Raw genomic sequence first — 21,293 nt, 5'->3', positions numbered from 1 at the left:
CCGAGAATTGGGTAAGGGCTGAGATAAAATGCTTGTGGCATTGACAACATGGCCAGGCAAAATCATTCGAGAATAAGATGAGGAGGCGCTAAGTTTTAATGTCCAATAAAAAAAGTTACTATGCATTTGAGGATCCGCTTGGCACCACAGTTGAATTTCAAGCCACTAGCTTACAACAAGCCATGGTGATTAAAAAGAAGAAGGCTCATGAACTGGGGATTCCTAAAGAGGCTTTTGAACTCACAAGTATACGCAAGAAACCAAGCCAGAGCGCATAGCCTTTTTCGAGTGGCTTCCTCATAACTAAGATTTAGCATGCATAAATCTATGACGTTTCATCGTAAATGTCAATCTGCATTTTGCAATTCACTAGGGGCATGGAGCCAAAAATAAAAGCTTACCGGACGTAGAAGCAGTGTCGGGTGAAAAGAACATATATGCTAAGAAGCCGCTTATTTGCGGCTTTTAGTTTTTCTGTCCAGCTTGTAATGGAACCTTGGTGAGAAAAGAGGAGCCAGCGGACGAATGACCGCTGGCTAGAAAGCTGATTCACCCGTTAGGGTGATTTTGTTCAAATATAATGGACATGACAGAATGACTTCTAATCAGGCTTTACTGCGATAGGAAGAAGTTAACACACCGGTGCTATCCACAAGGCCTAGCTCATAAGCTTTTTGCAACGTGGAGAAACGAAACTTACTCTCAGCAGAAACACCATTGTGCTGTTCATATATACGATTGTTTAAAATTTCATCATTAGAAATCTGGCGCGCATTGTACGAATTTAATTGTTCGCCCTTCTGAATCGCTCCCATAAAATCATCAAAACTCATCGAATTGCTGGTATCACTTGTTTTAATGCCCCGTTCTTCATTTTGCACCCGATTTCCGATGACCAAATGGGCATAAGCTGACCATTCTGCTGTGGCTCTTCCATTACTTGCGGCTATATAAGACAATACCCTCTCTCCTTTCAAATAATGCAATAATACAATTATCGGAAAATATCATTGGAAGATTAAGATAAAAATAGAAGTGATTCCTTAAAAACAAGGAACCACTTCGAGCTTGGAACTTTTATTGAACTACAATTGCTTTGAAACCGGCATAAGAAGTATAGGGTGTAATATAATTTTGAGCACTTGCAGTTAGTGTGCCAGTGCTAACATTATTGAGATCAAATGATTTTCATTAAAAATAAAAACCGCCCAAGAATAAAAAAGCGGCTTAATTTCACTACCGTTCAGCTTCGGCTGGGCGGGGATTTTTTATTGGCATTCGCCCAAGCGCCCTTTCCGCGAATGCATATGATGATTATGCCTACTCATTGAAAGGAGCGATCACATATGGGATTTTTTCCAACACCGGGAACTGGCGGAGGATTTCCGGGGTTCCCGGGCGGACCTGGCGGACCTGGCGTGCCGGGAGGACCGGGGCTTCCGGGAGGTGCACCGGGAGGCGTTCAAGCGCCGACGGCTCCTCCACCGCAATTCGTACCGCAAATGCCGGCTACCGCTTTTGCCATCGACCCCGGGGGAATCAGACGATGCCTGTTCCGCAACACATACATTTGGCTGAACAACGGCGAGCAATTCTGGTTCTTCCCGGTATTCGTCGGGCGTAATTCTATTGCAGGGTTCAGATGGACTGGTTTCTTCTGGGCGTACTTCGGCATTGATTTGAATCGGATTAGCTCGTTCACCTGCTTCTAAGGCAGACAGGAAAGAGAACAGCCTGCGGGCTGTTCTCTTTGTTGTGCTAACGGATACGATTGTTGAACAAAGCGAGGGAAAAGAAAGAGCCATCCCACAAAAGGATGGCCCTAAAACTTGCCGTTATAGACAGGGCGGTGAACCGTAACATAAGTAGCACAAAGTTGTTCTTTCAAGCAATACATGCAAATTTATATTCCAATATGTAATTCATGAATGGAATCTCTATGGTATATTACTACTATCGATAAAACTCAAGCGGTGAAGAGGCTTGGGCTTTTCTTTATGTGCAGAAATGACTTGAAGATGCTCCCGACTAATATTTGCATTAAATATTACATAAACCGTTTTTATTGAGCAGGAATTAGAGGAACAAAATTGAAAAAGTAGAAAATCTGATGGATGGTGTAATTCAAAGACCGGGAGGACGGCATGCAATTTCAACCGATGTATTATGATGGTGAATTATTTCTACCGAAGATCGAATTAAATATGACAACGAACCAATCGATTGGCATTATAACCGACTTGAAGCGAAAGCAGCTTTTAATGGATCAATTAGTTGATCATTCCAGATATTATTTATTTCGGGTTCAACAAAACGAGTATATGCGTTTAACGGTGGAAGAGCTAATCACTTTTCTAATCAGAGTATCGGAGAGGAATGAGCGTGCCGCTTCGTTGATGGATTATTTTGCTTTAAAAGAAGAGCGGAAGGTGAAAATCAAAGACCTAAGCTCATCAAGAAGAATGTATGTGACCTTGCTGCGTGTCTTTTTTGCGCATCAGCCTACACTTGTACTGGAGGAACCCTATTTTTACTTGGAAGAACAAGATCGCCGTCAATTCAAACGGATTCTAGATGACCTTTTGAAAGAGAAGCAAGTATTAATTTTAACTTCGAATTTAGAGGATGCCCTTATTTCCTGTGATGCCATTTACCGGTTGAACGAGTCCGGATTTCATCCATTGGATATTCGGGACTCCGAAGAGGATAAGCAGGAAGTACAGAAACAAGACGAGGCCAATATAACCTTGCAGAAGATCTCTACCAAACGAAATGACAAAGTAATTTTATTTAATCCGCCTGAAATCGATTTTATAGAAAGTGTAGAGGGTTCGATCCTTGTTCATGTGGGCGGGGAAAATTATGACTGTGCGTTGACGCTAACCGAGCTGGAGCAGAGATTGTTGAATTTCGGGTTTTTTAGGTGTCATCGGTCCTACATCGTTAATCTGCAAAAAGTAAGAGAGATTATTACATGGACGAAGAATAGCTACAGCTTGCGGTTAAATACAGGTCAAGATGCGGTGGTTCCGTTATCCCGTTCAAAATTGCATGAATTAAAAGCACTTCTTAACATTTAATTTCCGGGGAAATATCGAACCAATCAAGCATTGGGTGGTACCATTCAGGCGGTAATAGCTACATTTCGGCGGGTTTTGATGGCTGGAAGCATACAATCTTTATATATTTAAGTCATCAATTCTAAGGAAGTGGTATTTGTGGATGTTATCCAAGTAGAACGTATTCGAAAGAGATTTGGAAATAAGGATGCGTTAGCGGATGTGTCTTTTTCAATTCCGAAAGGGGAAATTTTTGGTTTCCTAGGTCCGAGTGGTGCAGGAAAAACAACATTAATCAAGATTTTAACTGCGCAGTTAAACCCGACAAGTGGACAGGTAAGTGTATTTAACCAGCCAGCGGAGATGATGCAGCAGTCTGCACAGAAGATGCGTTTTGGCATTTTGACGGATAACAGTGGTCTATATGAGAGATTATCGATTGAGGAAAATTTAGAGCTGTATCGTCAGTTATATGATCTTCCCAGATCTTCGATCGATAAGGTGCTGCATTTTGTAAACTTAAGCGGAGAGCGCAAAAAGAAAGTCAATCTCTTATCGAAAGGGATGCGTCAGCGTGTCATGCTGGCCTGCGCGATTATCCATGAGCCGGAATTATTATTTTTAGATGAACCTACTTCGGCTTTAGATCCAGTAAATTCAGCACATATTTATAAAGGCTTACGCTACTTAAATGAGAAAGGGACAACGATTTTTTTAACTACGCATGATATGGCTGAGGCAGAATTGATATGTAACCGTGTAGCGATTTTGTATCAGGGACAAATCCAAACCATCGGCTCACCAAGGGAACTTAAACGACAGCACCGGGAAAACGTAATTTGTGTTGACTTAATTAATGGGGAAACCTACGAGCTTCCGATTGGTGAGGAGACGGCTGATCAAATAGCGGATTGGATGAAACGAGGGTTAATTGATCGATTAGAAACGAAAGAGCCAAGTCTAGGTGATATTTTTATTAAAATGACAGGAAGTGAGTTACTATGAGTATCTCATTAAAACGTGCCCGAGCGATATTTGTGAAGGATTACAAAGAGTTTTCACGCAATTATGCGGTCTCCATTATGTTGATTTTCCCAATTATCCTCGCACTTCTTCTTCGAGGTGCAGGCTCGTCTTTGCCTGGAGTTTTCGCTACAGTTCTTAATCTTTCGTTTGTGATACTAACATCTTTTGTACAAGCCTGCTTGATTGCGGAAGAAAAGGAGCGTAACACTTTAAGATCATTAATGATGACTCCGGCCACAACCATGGATGTTCTAATCGGTAAAAGCAGTTTAGTCTTTGTAATGTCTGCTGTTGTTCTGGCTATTGCTACGTATCTATTTGGCTATGAGCCAGCTAGTATATGGGCGTTTGTGGCAGCAATCATTCTTTCGATTATTCTATACACAGCAGTCGGGACGATATGTGGTTTATTCTCCAAGACGTTGCTTGAAGCGTCATTATCTATAATGCCTGTGATGCTCGTATTCACTGGGGCAACGTGGGGAACTTTACTAGTTGATGATTATCCGATCTTCAAAGTGCTGGATTACATGCCAAGCAGTCAGCTTGTGCATTTGCTAGGTATAAGCAATACAGGCTTTACGACGGGAGATGTATTAAAACCCCTCCTCATTACTTTTGTGTGGACGGTTGTATTAACGATTGTGTCTGTTGTTTTGTATCAACGACGGTTAAAGGATGAGTAGAATTTGATGAAAACATGCCGTTACAGACAGTGCGGTGAACCGTATCATATTTCCCGCTGATTGTCGCATGCCGTAAAGGATCCGTTTATAGCGTCTTACCAGCTCCTGTCTGCACTACTGGGCGGGGGCTATTTGATGCTAAGTGTGTCCAGAAACTTCAAGATTCCGTTCAAGCAATGACCCCACTCGTTGAGCCATAAAGGATGGAGGGAGAGGCATTCCATTCTTGAACCACCATTCCACTACCCCTACGATAGCCGCTCCTAAGAATTGAATCTCAACATTCTCACCGTCAGTTAATCCTTGATTGCTCCCTTCGGGCTCTTTGTTCTCTAATTCTTGGAGAAAAAACTCAAGGAATCGATTGCGGAAAAAAGGGCTCCCTTTACTCGCTAGCAACGCGGAGAAGAATAAAGAATGACTCTCGAAATATTCGAACCATAACAATCCCGCATCTACATAATCGGCGTCATCGTCTGTCGAATCGCAGAGTTCCCTTATATCGTCAATATGTTCTTCGATGAGCTTGTCCAGAAGATCAAATTTGTCCGTGTAGTGAAGATAGATGGTTCTTCGGCTAATATCTGCCCTGTCGGAAATATCTTGTATCGTAATCTGATCAAATTTTTTTTCAATCATCAGTTCAATAACAGCCACTTTTATTGCTTCTTGGGATTTACGTATCCTTCTATCTATCTTTAGCACTTGAGGATCACCAACTTTCTTATAAATAAATACACAATTATATAGGATATGTGAACTAATGCACGGAACCTGCCTTTTTAAGAATTGTAGACTTTCTATTTCTGTTTACAATTATACATACATAGTTGCTTCTTAATACACTAATGTGCATTTAAGTCGGAGGGGAATATTTCAATGAAAATTGCTATTATTGGAGCAACAGGGGGAACTGGAAGAAAGGTGATGGAGCGGGCACTTGAATTGGGACATGAGGTTGTAGCCGTGGCTCGCCGGCCGGAAGTCATTACCCCTGCAGAGCGGCTCAGCACCCGGCAGGGGGATGTATTCGACGCGTCGGGTATGGCCAAAGCCATTGCAGGTACAGACGTGGTAATCAGTTGCATTGGTCCAACCAGTAACTTCTCGCCGGGTAACGTCATGTCGAAGGGAAATCTGAATGCCCTTGCGGCAAACTTCTCACCGGGTACCGTTATGTCGGAGGGAATCCCGAATATTCTTAAGGCCTGTCAGCGTGCTGGAGTTAAGCGCCTAGTCATGCAGAGCGGCATTGGTTTGAGCGACGGGAAGGAGCTTTCCGCAGGCAATCGGTGGGTGATAGGCATTAATCGCCGCATCTTTTCGAAGGCGATCAAGGATAAGGCTATTGCCGAGCATGCGGTGCAACGGAGTGACCTGGATTGGGTCATTGTACGACCGGCGGGGCTGAATAACGCGGCTGCCACTCTGAACTATACAGCAGGACCAGCAGCACGCATCGCTCCGTTCCGGCCGCTGTCCTTCGCAGACTGTGCCGACTGCCTTGTGCGGGCGGCGGCGAGTGAGCCAGCATGGGTCAGGAAGATCGTTAATGTTGGACAATAACTTGTTGATTAGATTGGCAGCATTGCTTGTGGCTGAGCGGTAAGGCTTCAATGTGAAGTTCATCGTTAACGATGGACATGATTTGGTGAATCTGAATGCTTATCAATCTTCAGGAAGGGATGAAAAAATAATGTTTTATGTTTTCCTTTTTTTAGTCGTATCAATCCTTTTAGTTTCATTGTTTATAGGTATACACCCAACGTTTGGCGGAAACTCAACTAAAAAACAAAAACTGGTGTATGGTGGGTTTGATAATTTTTCTAATGGGAAATTTGTCAATCAGGTTCCAACAAAGATGAACATGAGTGCTATGGATGTCCTCTCTATGATTAAGGATTCTATCACTGGAAGAAAAGATCGTAAACCTAGGGGTCCTATTCAGGTGTCAAACATTGATTGGAATAAAATAAAAAGTGAAGAAGATAGTTTAACGTGGTTCGGGCACTCTGCTTTCCTAATGAATATTGATAATAAAAAGCTATTGGTAGACCCTATGTTAGGACCTGTTGCTTCACCGGTTTCCTTCGCGGGCAGCAAGCGATACGGTAAAGATATGCTGCATATTATTGATGAAATGCCATTTTTGGACGCTGTTTTTATTACACATGACCATTATGACCATTTAGATTATCAATCCATTAAAAGACTAAAGAGTAAGGCCGGTCATTTTTTTGTTCCTCATGGAGTAGGTGCCCACCTCAATCGATGGGGAGTTACAAAAGAAAAAATTACAGAACTCAATTGGTGGGACGAAGTTGTGTTTCAAGGTTTAACTATTGCTTTAACTCCCTCGAAACATTTCTCTGGTAGAGGAATGTTTAATCGCGATACTACCTTATGGGGTGGTTGGGTTATTCTTGGAAAAAATACACGTTTCTATACCAGCGGAGATGGAGGATATGATTCACATTTTAAGGAAATAGGAAAAAAATACGGACCATTTAACATTACCTTAATTGAAGGTGGTCAATATGATAAACGATGGCCTTGGGTACATATGACACCTGAAGAAGCGATTCAGGCTCATTTAGATGTAAATGGGAAGAATATGATGTTAATTCATTGGGGAGCTTTTACCCTTGCTTATCATGGTTGGACAGAACCGGTGGAACGAGCATTAAAAAAGGCAAACGAAGCAAAAGTTAAATTAATTACTCCTAAAATCGGCGAAACTACTCCATTAATTGGAGAGTTTTCCGTTCCTTTTTCATCATGGTGGAAAATTTAAGTTGGGGAATTCTGATATTTTATCTACCGCTATATACTGTTTTATTGTTTTCATTTATAAGTCAACAACTTTTATCTTTCGTAATAATAGATCTATTTTTAATTTTTCACTCGATCGCTCATTTTTTCTTTGAGAAGCATCCAAATAATAATTTTAAGAACTTATACTCAAGATTAATTATATATCCAATGGGCTTATTGGGTTTGTTACATCTTCTTGGGTTAATGTATTTTTAAAGGAGAGTGACAAGAGATGAACAATAGAGAAAGATTTTCGAACCGGGTCGATTCATATTTGAAGTACCGCCCGAGCTATCCGAAAGAGGCTGTTGATTATTTGTACGACTTCGTCGGTTTGCGTTCGAACAGTAAAATAGCAGACATCGGTTCAGGTACAGGAATTTTTTCAAAGCTACTTCTGGAACGCGGAAGTTATGTGATCGCGGTCGAGCCGAATCAGGCAATGCGGGTAGCCGCCGAGCAAATGTTAGAAAGCAATCCGAACTTTCAGACTATATCAGGTTCTGCAGAATCTACTGGATTACCTGATCAGTCGGTTGAGTTTATTGTCTGCGCACAAGCGTTTCACTGGTTTGATCGCTTAGCGACGCAAACCGAGTTCCGTAGAATTCTACAGCCGGGCGGGAGAGTAATACTAATCTGGAATTCCCGTCTTACAAACGGTACTTCATTTCGTGAAGAGTACGATCAACTGCTTCATACATACGGAACAGACTACGAAAAAGTCAATCATAAAAATATTTCTCAGACGATGCTTCTCTCTTTTTTCAAGGAAGGTACGATGCAGGAAGTGCGATTCAGAATGAGTCAGGAGTTCGATTTCGAGGGCTTGAGAGGCCGGTTGCAATCATCTTCCTACAGCCCTGTACCCGGGCATCCGAATTACAATCCGATGATGACGGAACTGCGAAATCTATTTGATAGGAATAATCAGGATGGTATCGTTCTATTCGATTATGAAACTGAGATATTTTGGGGAGAAGTATAGATCAAGCTTCGATTATAGAGAATCATGGTTATTTAAATTTTTGGCTATGTTTAAGTACAGTGTTGATTCTGGACATGAAAATAACCCATTGTCTATAAATGCGGTTATTTATGCTGGGAGCTCTCTTAAGCCATTATTTATTAAGCATATTGTATTGCTAATTCCTGATTTAAACTCAGCTTGACTCTTAATAAGATAATCAAAATCTTCTAATGAAATTCCCATGTATTGTGCTGCTTCGTCAGAAGTCATTAGTGCTTTTGTTTGAGTAGTGGTATTTAGAGATTTTTCTAAATGTTCTTGGCTTTTCAACCCATTAGATACTACCCAAGCTGATAAAATTAAGCATCCTCCGAGAATAATAATCGAAATAGGCAACAAGCTATTTTCTTTTTTCACGATTTCCCTCCAAAATTCAAGACATTAGTAAGAAAAGGACGATTGCAACCGGGTTTTTCTTTTAAACGTCAAAATAGAAGGATACATAAGATTGGAAAGGATATTCTTGTCATCCAAATGACATAACTTATGTCGTTTCTATTGACATAAAATATGTCTTGAGATATTGTATAGACATAAATTACGTCGAGGAGTGATTGCATGGATAAGCATGAACAGGTCCAATCCAAAACAGTGTTGGAATATATGGTCATGATTAACGAACAATCCTATTCAGGTATTGGCCGTCAGCTTCAGATTACACCGCAGCAGTTTTCCGATTGGATTAAAAAACGCCGGCCGATTCCACAAGAACGGCTGCAGGCGCTCGCCGATTATTTTGGTGTTGATGGAGCTATATTCGTTGATAGCAGCAATTTCGCAAAACCAATGACGCCTTTGGGAAAAATCGAACTCCATATCCTATTAGTGGAGCAAAAGGTGGCACAGCTTGTAGAGGAAAGGGCTGATGAAGAAGATATTGAACCTTATAGAGAAAAAAAACGGAAGCTTCTTAAGGAGAAGGCTGCCCAGCATCGCCTAGAAAGAATTGCTGCCGCACTTCAGCAGAATGACGAACGGATCGACTGGATATTTGATATCGTACTAGCTGAGCTTGATGCGGGACAGGTAGAAGAACTCGAAATGAAGCTGGAAATGGGAAGGAACCGACCATGAGTACTGCAATTTACTTCGGCGGGGATGGAACCCGGTTGCTTGCAAAGAATCAGGATATTCCTTACGCAGGAGTGTACATATTCACGAATAAGCGTGGTGTTGCCAAAAGCGCACTAGTGCAACCGCCAAATCAGCCAGCAAAATGGATTTCTAGATACGGAAGTCTGACCGTCTCGCAAGTCGGCAAAGAAATGCCTAACTGCGGATTCAACGAAGCAGGTCTCGTAGTGGAACAGACGACACTATGGCAATCTACTTATTCGAATGACGAGGAATTACCTGCGATCGGTGAGCTACAGTGGATCCAAATGCTACTTGATACTTGTGCCACGGTGAAAGAAGCGGAACTAGCGGCTTCACTGGTCCGAATTGTAGAGCCGATGTCACGGTTGCATTATATGATAGCTGACCGCACTGGTGATTGCGCAATATTCGAATTTATAGACGGAACCATGCGTGTATACAAAAGCGACAGTTTGCCGTTTCCAATTATGGCGAACACACCATATTCCGAGGCGATAAGAGACTTGGAAGACGTAGATGAGTGCTGGCGGGGCAAGTACAGCGATTACGAATACAACTCAATGGAACGTTTTGTGGAAGGGGCGGCTTATCTTACTGGTGGGTTCCCTGCTTTCGAGAATGACCGACTCAAATTCATGCTGGAAACTTTACAAGCGGTTCGGCGGAAAGATACTGCTTTCAGTCTCATATATGATTTGCAACAGATGCAACTTCATTTTACGTCGAGCCTTTATCCTGAATTGAAAGCGTTTCGGCTTAGTGAGGTGGATTTCTCCGTGCACGCAACGACAATGGCGTTGAACCTTCAGCAGCCTGCAGGTAATAGTGGAGATATTTGTTATGTGTGCTACGATGCGAAATTGAACTATACCGTTGCAAATGCATTTTTCAGGGATCCCGCTCTAACTAGTGCGTTCGGATGGAATATAACCGATGAAATGATTAACTTTTTCGCTGCATTTCCCGATCGCTTTCCGAGCAACGGGAAACGTTAGCTCAATAATAACAAGAAGGCAGCCGATCAACGTGATCGGCTGCTTTTGTTAAACTAAAGGGCAGATTAGTTTAATAATAGGCAGTTACAAAGACTAACAGCAACCCATTTATCAGGAGGCTGTTAGTCTTTGTTTTGCACAATATGAGATGCACATGGACTACTGAAGACTGTATGATATCAACCAATTCATTGAGTGTCACTGAGATAGGTAACAAGAAATGACGCGGCCGCTGCTCAAACAGTCTCCTGAGCACTTGGCTTAACGGATAATATTTCCCATACGCTCATTAGTTGATTAATGGCAGAGTCAATTGACTCGTATGGAACATTGTCCCGGGCTTGTGTCGAGATTCCTCGAAGAAAGGTATCAAATAAGGTGACTAGCATGGCAATATCGGTGGAATCAGGCAACTCACCATTTGCTACGGCCCTGTCTATACAATCGTGTAGCCAACTGCGGACCTTCTCACGCTCCTTGGAGAGCATCTCTCGTATGTGTTTATGCTCGGGAGAACAGGATACATCAGACAAAACTAAAAGACAGCCTAATGGGTGGGACTTCTCTGTTTGCATTTGTGCCGATCGCCTTAATCCCTGCTCAATGGCTTCCTTCGATGTTATGCTTGTATCCCTGAAACTTTCTGAAACCTGTCCATAAGTAGAGATATAATGATTCACTACTTCGCGGAACAGCATTTCTTTGGATTCAAATGCTGCATAAAAACTTGCCGCAGATATGTCTCCCATTGCTGCGCGCAACTGAGCAAGTGAAGTCGATTCGAAGCCATGTTCCCAGAACAGTATCATTGCGGCAACAACCGCTTCGTCTCGATTAAATGATCGGGGGCGTCCCGTTCGTGGCATAAGATAACCTCCTTAATTAATTCTATACTATTCGATCCATAAATAATTGACAAGTGAATGTGCTATGATTAATATATGGAATGATCGATCCACAAATGCATCTTAAGGAGGAAATAAAATTGTCCCAACGTTCATCATCCGCGGGTAAACTTCAATCTGCCGACGCTTCTGTTAAGCTTCCCTGGCTTGCCCTGCTGGCGCTTGCTATGACAGGATTCATCTGTATTCTTACTGAAACCATTCCGGCGGGGCTACTCCCATTAATAGGAGAAGGGCTAAATATTTCTAAGGGGTTGGCTGGTCAACTGGTAACTTCTTATGCGATTGGTTCCATAGTGGCCGCAATTCCGTTCGCCATGTTTACCAGCGGGTTTAGGCGCCGTCCGCTGTTGCTCGCCATTATAGCGGTATTCTTGGTATTTAACACCGTCACCGCCCTGTCGGCCAGTTATGTGTTGACACTCATCGCTCGTTTCTTCGCCGGTATGGCTGCCGGCGCCGCATGGGGGATGATCGCCGGTTACGCACGGCGGATGGTGCCAGAGATCTTGAAAGGGCGTGCTTTGGCAGTTGCGATGGTGGGAACTCCAATCGCTCTTACGTTCGGAGTACCATTGGGCACCATGCTCGGTGACCTGATTGGTTGGCGTGCCGTTTTTGGACTCATGTCTCTACTCACTCTTATTTTAATTGGTTGGGTGCTGTGGAAAGTTCCGGATTATTCAGGGCAAACTACAAATCAAAGAATGACCTTTAGGCAAGTGTTTGTTATGCCCGGCTTACGTTCAATTCTTATAGTGGTGTTTACCTGGATGTTGGCACACAATATCTTATATACGTATATCTCACCCTTTCTCGAGCCAATCGGACTCTCAGAGCGTGTCGATCTTGTCTTGCTGGTCTTCGGAATAGCCGCACTTATCTCCATCTGGATTGTCGGACTGTTAATTGACCGTATGCTACGCCCTCTTGTATTGATCAGCCTAATTGGTTTTGTGCTTGTGTCCGTTGCCCTATGGGTGGGCGGTACATCAGCACCGATTGTCTATACAGCAGTTGTGTTATGGGGACTGACCTTCGGCGGTGCTGCCACGTTGCTGCAAACCGCCCAAGCTAATGCAAGCGGTGAAGAAGGCGTGGATATCGCAATGCCGATAAATACCACAGTATGGAATCTGGCCATCGCTGGCGGAGGAATTGTTGGTGGCGCGTTGCTAGAGCATGTTGGAGCTCAGTCTTTTCCAGTGGCGCTATTGATCCTGCTACTTGTTGCATTGATTATCGCTTGGAGTGCGAAGAGACACGGATTCCCTAGTAAGCAGTGAAGTCCCTCATCGCAGGATAGTTACAATTTGTAGCTCTATAGCGTTAAATCACTAGTATTAGGTTATGTAATGATATTCTAATATTCAGTAATTGGAACAATGTGGTAAAGTGGGATGATGGGACAAGTAATCAACAAAAAATAGAGGAGGCAACAAATATTTCATGGGCAACGACTTATACAGAAAACTAGGTGCATCCTTTCTAATTTCTGCTGGAGTAATCTATGCTATCGAACGTGTGGGCCCTTTGATAGCTCGCAGCCAAGAAATTGCAGTGTTATACGAAGCGGACATGTTCGATGCCCTACCTGAAACTCATATTACAGGCTTCTTCGATAATATCTTTGTGCCAATCCTTACGTTCCTCGGTATGATACTTTTCGTATATGGGTTCCCGAAAAAAATAAAATGAGGTAACTCACTCAACGCGATGTGAACACATTATGGATAGTACCGCGAAGCACTAAGCTACGGGAAACGTTAATGAAAAGTGGTTGCTTCATTCACCGCTTGGGCAAAAAACTCAATCTTTATGATATTTAATAAAGTGACAGAGGAGGTGCTTAAATGGCGGAAAGAAGATGTGGTATTGTCAAATGGTTCAAAGAAGATAAAGGTTACGGACGGATAATGCTAGATGGGCAGGACGATAACCATGTTTTTGTTCACTTTAGCGAAATACGACCAGACCCTGTTAGGCTACCGAACGGCTTTCGGTTTCTTAAAGAGGGTCAAAAAGTTGCGTTCGACCTATTCGAGTTCCCGAATATGGTTGATTCTCAGCGTTGGACAGCTAAGAATGTGCAAATTTTAGAGGACTAAAGAATCGAGACGTATTTCCTAAATGTATGGACTTTCGGGACTCATAATTAAGCTAACGGGCAGGATAATGCTGGTAAATTCCGAATTTACTTATGCTAACAATGATTAATGGGGGGCAGTCCATGGAAAGAAGTGAATTGTATGTTTACCACATTGTCACGAGAAGAAAAATGGACATTGGGCAGATAATTAGCTTTGATAAAAACCAAAAAAACACCTTATATCACTTCTTTTTTGAGAAGGAACAGATGAATTCCAAAGGTGAAGACTTTATTCAAATATTACACAGTCATTATACAAATGACGGCTTTAAGTTGGATAAAGAGAATGCAGATGTAGTTATTAGATATGCGGAACAAACAATCAGAGCTACTAGAGAAGTAATAGTTGAAATGGTCAGATTGCAAGAATATCCTGAATATCCTTCACGGTTGTCTTGCTTATACGCTGCTAAGAGCTATGAAGACGCTCTGAAATGGAAAGAACTTTTCGATTCTTTTCATCGTAAAGTTTTGCAGATCGTTAAACTTCGGGTTACTGGGAATATCTTTGAAGGTGACGGTAATCTTTTACCAAAGGAAGATGGAATTCCTTTCTCCCGAAAAATCGAACAAGCCAGAGAGTATTGGAAAGGCAATATAAATAACGAACTTCCTGAGCTGCTGATTAATGGGGATATCGAAGTAGTAGAAATTATTGATGAATTCTCCACTTAATTTCAACAAAAGCGCTGAAAAAGCAAGCTAGAATTAATTGCTCTAAGATCCCCCGCTATTCAACTATAGGGCAGGATTGTATAGCAAGTTGTTTCTGGAGAAAAACACAATAAACTGGTAGTGTAAGAGGAAATAAAGTAGGGTGGTTATCATATGAAGAAGAAGATTGGTTGTTTGCATGCCCACTACTCAAATATTGAGTATATTCAAAAAGCTATTGCTTCAAATGATTTGGAATTAGTACACTTTGTAGACCCTGGATTAATGAGCAGAATTGCGTCAGATGAAAATTTCGATTTAACAAAAGCCCAAAACAAAGTGAATGAACAGATTGAATGGATAGCAAATACGAATATTGATGCAATTCTAATTACATGTACTAATTACATTGCTATTCTCAACGAAGAACAACTTAAGACATCAGTCCCAATAATAAAAATTGATGAGCCATTTATCCATCACGTTTGTAATATAACAGAGCCACAGATGCTACTATTTACTAATCCAGCAACAGTCGAAGGAACAATGAAACGGCTTAATGAATTTGCAACCACACACGCAAAACCAATTAAAATTGATGTTCAAGTCATTGAGAATACATTCGAGCTAATAATGCAAGGAAAGAAGGAGCAATATGTGAATGAAGTATCAAACTATATTAAGGGTTTGCTTGTCTCTGACCCCAACAAGACCATTTCTGTCGCTCAATTATCCATGGTTGAAACTGCTGAAAAAGTTGAGCGTGAAATGGATGTGCAAATTGGAAATCCATTAAAAACATTGTTAACATATCTTGGATAGAGGTTAAAGTATAATTCCAGGATAATTCCAATATGTAGTAGTATTTATATAGGAGTACACGTTGTAATTAACAGCACTATTATAAGTGGCAGTCAGCCTGAGGTGAACTAATGAATTTTAGATGTGAGTGTGGACAAAGAATACACGACACGACTGATTATTTATCCTATAAGGGATATTTAATTTCTGACCAAGATCAGTTTGATCTCCTAGACGAGATTGACGATGCTATTGAGAAATCGGGGCCGTCGTCTACAGATAAAGAAGAAGCTGCAATGAGAATTCGATCATTAATATCCACACTTTTTAAGACGGTTTATCAGTGTTCAAATTGTGGGAATTTCTTCATTGATAATGATCATCCTGGGCTAGAAATGTTCAGGGGAGCTAATCAAGTTAATAAGAACTTATTAGAGTCAGCTTTAGGGGACAAGTGGAGAGGTTTTATATATGCGGATTGGAAAGATAAAATTCCCGATTGGCAAACTTCCAATGGAACCCTATTTAACGAAACGAATGTAAGCACTCTAACTGGACAATTGGTTGGAAATGGAAAATATAGTGATTGGGAAACCTTGGAGCAGGATTATTATCAGTTATTTAATGACCTAAAGAATAAGAATGTCATAAGGTTCAGCCAATTGAAAAAGAACAATACAGTAATTCATTCATGGAGCTTACAAAAATAGCTACTCATGTTACATCAACGGAGACAGTAAATTATTGATGATTTCGGAGGATTTTACTTGAAGGATGATTCCCGTGAATAGGGCGATTTTTTGTTTAAGGGAATAAGTTTTGTCCTGAGTCGAGGCAAGAACTTGTTCCCTTTGCAGCAAAGGACAGGAACTTGTTTCTAGGCAACGATTTTGATTTGAATTACATTGAACTCTAACGGAGAACGATAACCTAATAATGACATGGAGGCAGCTGGTCACGACGATCGGCTGCCTCTTTTAACCAAACGGGCAGTTTAATGCAATGAATCTCCTGAGTGGTAACGACATCGTGCATGTGCATTGATTATTAAGGATGAAGCCATTTTACTTATCGAGTACGAGAATGATAATGGTGACGATTCCATTACAATCTTCCTGCAGATGGTGTTGAACCAGGTAAAACCTTTGTTGAAGCTATTGTTGATTATTACAGCGGTAATAAGTATCGCAATTATGTTGAAGCACAAGAGATACAACAAAATCTGTTACGCTAGCGGGCAGTATAGTTGAATAACCTATCTTTGATATACTTGGTTTATATTGTGGAGGAGAAGGAGGCGGGGTATGAAGCAACTTTATATAAAGCAGAAAGTATTCAGTCTAAGTGGAAAATTTACGGTAAAGAATCAGCAGGAGGAGGATGTTTATTATGTAGAGGGCAGTTTTATGCAAATTCCAAAGACGTTCTCCATTATGAATACAACAAGAGATGAAGTCGCACTTATTACGAAAAAGGTGTTCAGTTTTTTACCGAAGTTTTTTGTTGAGGTTAATGGTCGAGAGGTGTTAACGATTAAGAAGGAGTTTTCTTTCTTTAAAGCACGCTATACGATTGATTCGGCTGACATAGAGGTACATGGTAATTGGTGGGACATGGATTTTCAGGTCTTACAGCATGGTGTAGTCATAGGTGAAGTGAACAAGGAGTGGTTCACTTGGGGCGATAGCTACAAGATTCAAATATTGAATGAGGAGATGGAGGCAATCATGATTGCGTTCGTTGTCGCAATTGATTGTGTGAAGGCTGACCAAGCTGCTGCTTCTCATCAGTGACTATTTTGTCTAAGACTTACAATAACTTATACATCAAAAACGTTTACTCATTTATTTAAGCAGACAGTGGAGTTAATATCTATAGATATTAATGTGGTTCTGGATTTATGTTTTTCCTTATTCGAAATGTTATAACCAGAAATGAAGGGGGAATGGCGTTGATTGAACATAGCAATCTTGAAGAATATCAAGATCCGGTAAATTACGATCTTGAATTTGACGGTGAAATTGAAAAATATCAGTTCTATCTTGAGCTTGCTAGATCGAGTCCTGGGGAAGTGTTAGAGCTTGCTTGTGGTACAGGCTTAACAACGATACCCCTGTCGAAAGCCGGCATATCGATGACCGGTGTAGATATCTCTTCAGCGATGCTCGCATATGCGCGGTTGAAGGCGGAAGGGTTGACTGTTACTTTTATGGAAGGTGATGCCCGTACCTTCGAATCGGACAAGCGATTTTCAATGATTTATTTGACTGGTAATGCATTTCAGGCATTTTTAAGTGATCAAGATCAAATCGATTTGCTCACGACCGTTCACAAACATTTACAACCCCATGGAATCTTTGCATTCGAGACCCGTAATCCGGAGGGAACGGATTTATCCGATCAAGAGGAGACAGAATGGGGATCATTCATAGATAAGGATGGGAATAACGTCAAGGTATCAGGCACACAATGTTACGATGCTAGACAGCATGTCATGCATTGGGTCACGATGCGTGATTGGGGGGATAAGCGGACGACTTCCCGAATTGCTTGTCGGTTCACGGATCAGGATACGCTGCATTCTTTATTAACCCGTCACGGCTTTCGCGTCGAACATCAATATGCTGATTGGGATAAGACGCCGTTCTCTCCGTCATCTTCATCTATCATTAGCGTTTGTAGGAAATGTTAGGAGAGACGTAATGCATTGCAATAGAAAAAACCCCCTCAGGTCGAGGGGATTTTTGGTGATCCTAAGTTTAGCATACTTTTCGCATTAATAATTCAATCGGTCCGCGGGGCATTCGTTTTCTCCACCCATGAGAGAAGATAACGGCTAATATAAAATATAGGATTCCGTACCCCATGGGAAGGCAAGAATTGAAGATGCTAATGACTAGTCTGAATTAATTTTATTGGAACTGATTCCAACATAATCTCTGAAATGACAGGGCTTACTGTTCACACATTGCGCTATTACGAGAAAATCGGATTGCTTTACGGGATCCATTGAGATACAAGTGGGTATCGCCAGTATTCAGAGACTGATATCTCGTGGATCCATTTTTTACTCCGATTGCGGGTAACAGGAATGAAAGTCAGTGATATGAAGCGTTTTTCTGATCTGCGAAGTCAAGGAGAGGCTACAATAAGTGCAAGACGACAGCTGTTGGAAACCCATCAAAAAAACGTTCTTGCGCAAATTAATGAACTGAAGAACAACCTGAAGATGATTGATGAAAAGATAGAATCTTATAAATGGATGGAGGGGCAAGACAGTAAAGAACAATGTCTATTCGTTCCTGATAATTGATAGACCGCCCTTTGCTCATAGCTTTCGCTTCCCCTTCTTCACCCAATCTGAGAGTTGTGTTCGTTCTTTTTAGACAAAGGAAAACTCCCTTCAAGTAGCGGTTTATTTATTAAACCTGTCTAATTGAAGGGGAGCATATCAAAATCGATAGCCCGTTCCGTGATTATAATGGCGAGGTTACGAACTTCACCTCCGGAAAGCGGCTATCCGGTCCTTTCATTAAGATTCCGCCTTGATTTTTCAGATACATATCGAAGAAATCCAGCATATAGGTATTGATAAGGGAGTTCGCTCTTTCGGGCGCAATCTTTCCTGTAATGCCCAGCATTTTGAAAATCGGAGAAACGAACTGTGCGTCGGTAAAATTCAAATGCTCCGTATTGTCGATATAGAGGACTTGTCCCCCTTTGTCGGCCGCTTCGCGCATCCGTTCAAGCTCCAACTTTTTGTCTTCCGTTACTTGATCCTCCCACTCTCTTGTTGAGCCCATACGTTTAAGCTCTGCATCCGTGTAGACCCGGTTATCCATCACCATTTTTAATTTTTCGAAATAGCTTTCCGAGGTGATGAACAAAAACGGCTTTCGCAGACCCTCTCGGTCACGCAGACGATAAAGCCCTCCATCAAGGTCTATTCCAACCGCGATTCGCGGATCGTAAGAAGCGTCATAGGCTGTCGCTCCGCCGATGGAATGACCGAACACCCCGACATGACCGAGATCAATCCTCCCTTTTAGATGACTTGGAATCTGCCCCGATTGGATGAGCTCGAATTGGTCCAGCGCAAACGCCACATCACCGGTCAAAACATTTCCCAACTTGTCGCGAATTTTTCTTCCTGTCCGGTAATCATGGTCGGGCGAGAATAAGTCGTTGGTTGTGCTGGTCGTGATTCGCCCGTCCGGAAACTCGGTTGCAAATGTATTGTAGGTGTGGTCGATCACTGCCACGATATATCCGTGACTCGCGAGATGTTCGGCTTGTGACGTGTGGAGGAACCTGGAAGAGCCGTTTCCTGGATTCGCAAGGATCAGCGGGTATGAAGTTTGTGCCGAAGAGACTTCGGCCCCCGAATAAGCATGACTGGATACGTACTTCAGGTGTTGAAACGTAAACCCGGGAAGGCCATAGTTCGCGGCCATATAACGTAAAATCTGGGGATCGGGAATAAAGGGAGCGTACTTGCCGTTGCCAGCTTGAGCCGGATACCATACCTGAACCATCAATTCTCTCTTACCATCTCTGGCTTCGTCGAAAATCTCTTCCCTATTTGTATCCACGAAATGAAAAGTTTGCGTTCCCACCTTAAATTCGCCTGTCGGTTCAGGTAGTTTATATACAGGAAAAGCATACATGAGACCCGCTGTTACGACCAGCATTATCGCTATAGCGGTATAAGCTGAACCCAACATGAATCGTGGGATTTTTTTTTGGCCGGTTTTTTTAAAATAGCTATAACCTGAAATGGCTAAAAAAATGATCGTTATGCAATATGGGGGAAATAGCTGAACTCTGTATCCTTCCACCGTCCAATGAATGACCAGCAGAAGTGTGGCGATCCCGCTTGCAACGAATACTGGAATTCTACGCCGTCCTTTTTTTATTAGGACTGTTAATGCAAACAAGCCGATGTTTGACAAAAAAAGCAACAGTTCAAACAGCCTCATCTCGATTCTCCTTTTTAAAAATTTCTATTTTCGTTTGTTCCAATCTTATCCTGCCAGGCTGGCCTAAGCTATCGATTTGCCTTACATCTACCTTACAAGTTTGAAATTCGATCTTGCGGTATTGGAGGACTCGTAAAACGGTTTCTTTTCAGCTTGAAGGAGTGCCGCTTAAGGTTATAATAGATTCCAACGGAACCTAATCCAGCCTATTCAAACCATAGAAACACAGTAAGTTCCAATCACTCTTCGGCGAAGGCATGCTGTTCGCCAAGCTATTCATGATGATTGGAGCCGATGTGATGCAGATGAGCCCGCTGCCATACTACATGCCAAGCAAAGCAATTCTGCTCACTCTGTTTCTTGGGCATACCGAAGTTTTGGATTTATGAATGGATTATATGTAAAAACCATCATGGCTTTTTAATCTGTTCGGGAGGGCTACTTGTCAAGAAAATGCAGCGTATAGATACACGATTATGAAGCTAACTGAGGACGTTTAACGACTGCAAATCTCAAATAGGTGCTGATAATATGAAGAAAAGCACAAGGGAAATCAATGTTCGAGATAAAAAATACGTTTATGTTATTAACCAAAAGTACCACCAAGGTGCATGCGAAATCACTCTTTCTATATCATTAAAGGGACTGAAGAACATAACATGTTCCTTCCAATTTTGTACATGGGATGACCCGATTTCGGGAAGCCCTCTGTTAGTTGGTGTTCACTTAAAGAAAATAACCTCGGGTGATATTGAAGGTTTTAATTTACATTACCCAGGAATAGTTAAGCAGTTTGTTTTGTATGGTTTGGAGAATGGGTGGAATGGATCAAACAGAATTGAGTTTAATGATGGGCTAGAAATACTCAGTAATATGGGATATGACGTGTTATGGCTTAAACCGGGACACATTCAGCATTAATTAATTGAGGATACCATTACGCTAACAGGGCCCGATAGCTCAATAAGAATTTAAGGACGAGAAGACATTCTAGGGGATGTAGCGATGCTTGGTCTATCTAACCAAACTGACAAAGTTACGTATTCCCATGCCAAAACAGATTTAATAAACTCGATTATGGAAAAGTTAGGGGTAAA

Annotated in this window: 28 protein-coding genes; 22 read left to right on the top strand and 6 right to left on the bottom strand. The window is 41.8% G+C overall.

Annotated features, from left to right (window positions below):
- The first annotated feature begins 98 nt into the window (after nucleotides 1-98).
- Complete coding sequence (locus ACQ76X_RS17395) at nucleotides 99-278, top strand: hypothetical protein (protein WP_076113977.1); 180 nt, start codon at nucleotides 99-101, stop codon at nucleotides 276-278.
- Between the two features lie 327 nt (nucleotides 279-605).
- Here ACQ76X_RS17395 and ACQ76X_RS17390 read toward each other — a convergent pair whose 3' ends face one another.
- Nucleotides 606-959, bottom strand: coding sequence for a hypothetical protein (locus tag ACQ76X_RS17390; RefSeq protein ID WP_438495198.1), 354 nt, complete (start codon nucleotides 957-959; stop codon nucleotides 606-608).
- Nucleotides 960-1,346: 387 nt separating this feature from the next.
- On the opposite strand from ACQ76X_RS17390, the gene ACQ76X_RS17385 reads away from it, so the two are divergent.
- The 4 genes from ACQ76X_RS17385 (at nucleotide 1,347) to ACQ76X_RS17370 (ending at nucleotide 4,771) form a co-directional block, all read left to right on the top strand.
- Nucleotides 1,347-1,712: a collagen-like protein gene (locus ACQ76X_RS17385; RefSeq protein ID WP_340898907.1), complete on the top strand. Its 366-nt coding sequence runs from the start codon at nucleotides 1,347-1,349 to the stop codon at nucleotides 1,710-1,712.
- A 432-nt stretch (nucleotides 1,713-2,144) separates the two neighbouring features.
- The gene (locus ACQ76X_RS17380) at nucleotides 2,145-3,080 is read left to right on the top strand and encodes a LytTR family transcriptional regulator DNA-binding domain-containing protein (RefSeq protein ID WP_438495197.1); all 936 of its coding nucleotides are present in this window, start codon (nucleotides 2,145-2,147) and stop codon (nucleotides 3,078-3,080) included.
- Nucleotides 3,081-3,218: 138 nt separating this feature from the next.
- Nucleotides 3,219-4,064, top strand: coding sequence for an ATP-binding cassette domain-containing protein (locus ACQ76X_RS17375; protein ID WP_438495196.1), 846 nt, complete (start codon nucleotides 3,219-3,221; stop codon nucleotides 4,062-4,064).
- Complete coding sequence (locus tag ACQ76X_RS17370) at nucleotides 4,061-4,771, top strand: ABC transporter permease (protein WP_438495195.1); 711 nt, start codon at nucleotides 4,061-4,063, stop codon at nucleotides 4,769-4,771. Before ACQ76X_RS17375 ends, ACQ76X_RS17370 begins: the two co-directional genes overlap by 4 nt.
- A 138-nt stretch (nucleotides 4,772-4,909) precedes the next feature.
- Here ACQ76X_RS17370 and ACQ76X_RS17365 read toward each other — a convergent pair whose 3' ends face one another.
- The gene (locus tag ACQ76X_RS17365; RefSeq protein ID WP_438495194.1) at nucleotides 4,910-5,476 is read right to left on the bottom strand and encodes a TetR/AcrR family transcriptional regulator; all 567 of its coding nucleotides are present in this window, start codon (nucleotides 5,474-5,476) and stop codon (nucleotides 4,910-4,912) included.
- A gap of 174 nt (nucleotides 5,477-5,650) precedes the next feature.
- On the opposite strand from ACQ76X_RS17365, the gene ACQ76X_RS17360 reads away from it, so the two are divergent.
- The 4 genes from ACQ76X_RS17360 to ACQ76X_RS17345 all read left to right on the top strand — a co-directional run bounded on the left by ACQ76X_RS17360 (nucleotide 5,651) and on the right by ACQ76X_RS17345 (nucleotide 8,573).
- Entirely contained in the window at nucleotides 5,651-6,337 is a 687-nt protein-coding gene (locus ACQ76X_RS17360) for an NAD(P)-dependent oxidoreductase (RefSeq protein ID WP_438495193.1), read from the top strand.
- A 130-nt stretch (nucleotides 6,338-6,467) separates the two neighbouring features.
- Entirely contained in the window at nucleotides 6,468-7,565 is a 1,098-nt protein-coding gene (locus ACQ76X_RS17355; RefSeq protein WP_438495284.1) for an MBL fold metallo-hydrolase, read from the top strand.
- Nucleotides 7,550-7,801, top strand: a complete 252-nt coding sequence (locus tag ACQ76X_RS17350) for a DUF6713 family protein (protein WP_438495192.1) — start codon at nucleotides 7,550-7,552, stop codon at nucleotides 7,799-7,801. Before ACQ76X_RS17355 ends, ACQ76X_RS17350 begins: the two co-directional genes overlap by 16 nt.
- Nucleotides 7,802-7,817: 16 nt before the next feature.
- Nucleotides 7,818-8,573: a class I SAM-dependent methyltransferase gene (locus ACQ76X_RS17345; protein WP_438495191.1), complete on the top strand. Its 756-nt coding sequence runs from the start codon at nucleotides 7,818-7,820 to the stop codon at nucleotides 8,571-8,573.
- Nucleotides 8,574-8,681: 108 nt separating this feature from the next.
- Here ACQ76X_RS17345 and ACQ76X_RS17340 read toward each other — a convergent pair whose 3' ends face one another.
- Nucleotides 8,682-8,972: a hypothetical protein gene (locus tag ACQ76X_RS17340; protein WP_438495190.1), complete on the bottom strand. Its 291-nt coding sequence runs from the start codon at nucleotides 8,970-8,972 to the stop codon at nucleotides 8,682-8,684.
- Between the two features lie 201 nt (nucleotides 8,973-9,173).
- Here ACQ76X_RS17340 and ACQ76X_RS17335 point away from each other — a divergent pair, with 201 nt between their 5' ends.
- Complete coding sequence (locus tag ACQ76X_RS17335; RefSeq protein WP_438495189.1) at nucleotides 9,174-9,689, top strand: helix-turn-helix domain-containing protein; 516 nt, start codon at nucleotides 9,174-9,176, stop codon at nucleotides 9,687-9,689.
- Complete coding sequence (locus tag ACQ76X_RS17330; protein ID WP_438495188.1) at nucleotides 9,686-10,708, top strand: linear amide C-N hydrolase; 1,023 nt, start codon at nucleotides 9,686-9,688, stop codon at nucleotides 10,706-10,708. The genes ACQ76X_RS17335 and ACQ76X_RS17330 overlap by 4 nt, the downstream gene beginning before the upstream one ends.
- A gap of 236 nt (nucleotides 10,709-10,944) precedes the next feature.
- Here ACQ76X_RS17330 and ACQ76X_RS17325 read toward each other — a convergent pair whose 3' ends face one another.
- Nucleotides 10,945-11,574 (bottom strand): TetR/AcrR family transcriptional regulator, encoded by a 630-nt coding sequence (locus ACQ76X_RS17325; protein WP_438495187.1) that lies wholly within the window; start codon nucleotides 11,572-11,574, stop codon nucleotides 10,945-10,947.
- 119 nt (nucleotides 11,575-11,693) lie between these two features.
- Here ACQ76X_RS17325 and ACQ76X_RS17320 point away from each other — a divergent pair, with 119 nt between their 5' ends.
- The 8 genes from ACQ76X_RS17320 (at nucleotide 11,694) to ACQ76X_RS17285 (ending at nucleotide 17,909) form a co-directional block, all read left to right on the top strand.
- Entirely contained in the window at nucleotides 11,694-12,899 is a 1,206-nt protein-coding gene (locus ACQ76X_RS17320; RefSeq protein ID WP_438495186.1) for an MFS transporter, read from the top strand.
- 163 nt (nucleotides 12,900-13,062) lie between these two features.
- Nucleotides 13,063-13,311: a hypothetical protein gene (locus tag ACQ76X_RS17315; protein ID WP_438495185.1), complete on the top strand. Its 249-nt coding sequence runs from the start codon at nucleotides 13,063-13,065 to the stop codon at nucleotides 13,309-13,311.
- Nucleotides 13,312-13,466: 155 nt separating this feature from the next.
- Nucleotides 13,467-13,721 (top strand): cold-shock protein, encoded by a 255-nt coding sequence (locus ACQ76X_RS17310; protein ID WP_438495184.1) that lies wholly within the window; start codon nucleotides 13,467-13,469, stop codon nucleotides 13,719-13,721.
- A 122-nt stretch (nucleotides 13,722-13,843) separates the two neighbouring features.
- Entirely contained in the window at nucleotides 13,844-14,437 is a 594-nt protein-coding gene (locus ACQ76X_RS17305) for a DUF2441 domain-containing protein (protein ID WP_438495183.1), read from the top strand.
- A gap of 153 nt (nucleotides 14,438-14,590) precedes the next feature.
- Nucleotides 14,591-15,238 (top strand): hypothetical protein, encoded by a 648-nt coding sequence (locus ACQ76X_RS17300; RefSeq protein ID WP_438495182.1) that lies wholly within the window; start codon nucleotides 14,591-14,593, stop codon nucleotides 15,236-15,238.
- Nucleotides 15,239-15,348: 110 nt separating this feature from the next.
- Nucleotides 15,349-15,927, top strand: a complete 579-nt coding sequence (locus tag ACQ76X_RS17295) for a hypothetical protein (RefSeq protein ID WP_438495181.1) — start codon at nucleotides 15,349-15,351, stop codon at nucleotides 15,925-15,927.
- Between the two features lie 594 nt (nucleotides 15,928-16,521).
- Nucleotides 16,522-17,010: an LURP-one-related/scramblase family protein gene (locus ACQ76X_RS17290; protein WP_038595251.1), complete on the top strand. Its 489-nt coding sequence runs from the start codon at nucleotides 16,522-16,524 to the stop codon at nucleotides 17,008-17,010.
- Nucleotides 17,011-17,168: 158 nt separating this feature from the next.
- Nucleotides 17,169-17,909, top strand: a complete 741-nt coding sequence (locus tag ACQ76X_RS17285) for a class I SAM-dependent DNA methyltransferase (RefSeq protein WP_438495180.1) — start codon at nucleotides 17,169-17,171, stop codon at nucleotides 17,907-17,909.
- A gap of 67 nt (nucleotides 17,910-17,976) precedes the next feature.
- Here ACQ76X_RS17285 and ACQ76X_RS17280 read toward each other — a convergent pair whose 3' ends face one another.
- Nucleotides 17,977-18,084 (bottom strand): DUF418 domain-containing protein, encoded by a 108-nt coding sequence (locus ACQ76X_RS17280; RefSeq protein WP_438495179.1) that lies wholly within the window; start codon nucleotides 18,082-18,084, stop codon nucleotides 17,977-17,979.
- A 77-nt stretch (nucleotides 18,085-18,161) separates the two neighbouring features.
- Here ACQ76X_RS17280 and ACQ76X_RS17275 point away from each other — a divergent pair, with 77 nt between their 5' ends.
- Both ACQ76X_RS17275 and ACQ76X_RS17270 read left to right on the top strand, forming a co-directional pair.
- Entirely contained in the window at nucleotides 18,162-18,230 is a 69-nt protein-coding gene (locus tag ACQ76X_RS17275) for a MerR family DNA-binding transcriptional regulator (protein ID WP_438495283.1), read from the top strand.
- A gap of 78 nt (nucleotides 18,231-18,308) precedes the next feature.
- Nucleotides 18,309-18,530: a hypothetical protein gene (locus tag ACQ76X_RS17270; RefSeq protein WP_438495178.1), complete on the top strand. Its 222-nt coding sequence runs from the start codon at nucleotides 18,309-18,311 to the stop codon at nucleotides 18,528-18,530.
- Between the two features lie 163 nt (nucleotides 18,531-18,693).
- Here the strand turns inward: ACQ76X_RS17270 and ACQ76X_RS17265 are convergent, their stop codons facing one another.
- Nucleotides 18,694-20,196, bottom strand: coding sequence for an alpha/beta hydrolase family protein (locus tag ACQ76X_RS17265; protein WP_438495177.1), 1,503 nt, complete (start codon nucleotides 20,194-20,196; stop codon nucleotides 18,694-18,696).
- A gap of 531 nt (nucleotides 20,197-20,727) precedes the next feature.
- Between ACQ76X_RS17265 and ACQ76X_RS17260 the strand changes: the two genes are divergently transcribed.
- Nucleotides 20,728-21,117: a hypothetical protein gene (locus ACQ76X_RS17260; RefSeq protein WP_438495176.1), complete on the top strand. Its 390-nt coding sequence runs from the start codon at nucleotides 20,728-20,730 to the stop codon at nucleotides 21,115-21,117.
- The last annotated feature ends 176 nt before the right edge of the window (nucleotides 21,118-21,293 follow it).

This window comes from Paenibacillus sp. IHBB 3054, assembly GCF_051594305.1.
Classification (GTDB): Bacteria; Bacillota; Bacilli; order Paenibacillales; family Paenibacillaceae; genus Paenibacillus_AQ.
Note: the sequence above shows the minus strand (reverse complement) of the source record. Positions and strands in the feature narration are given on the sequence as shown.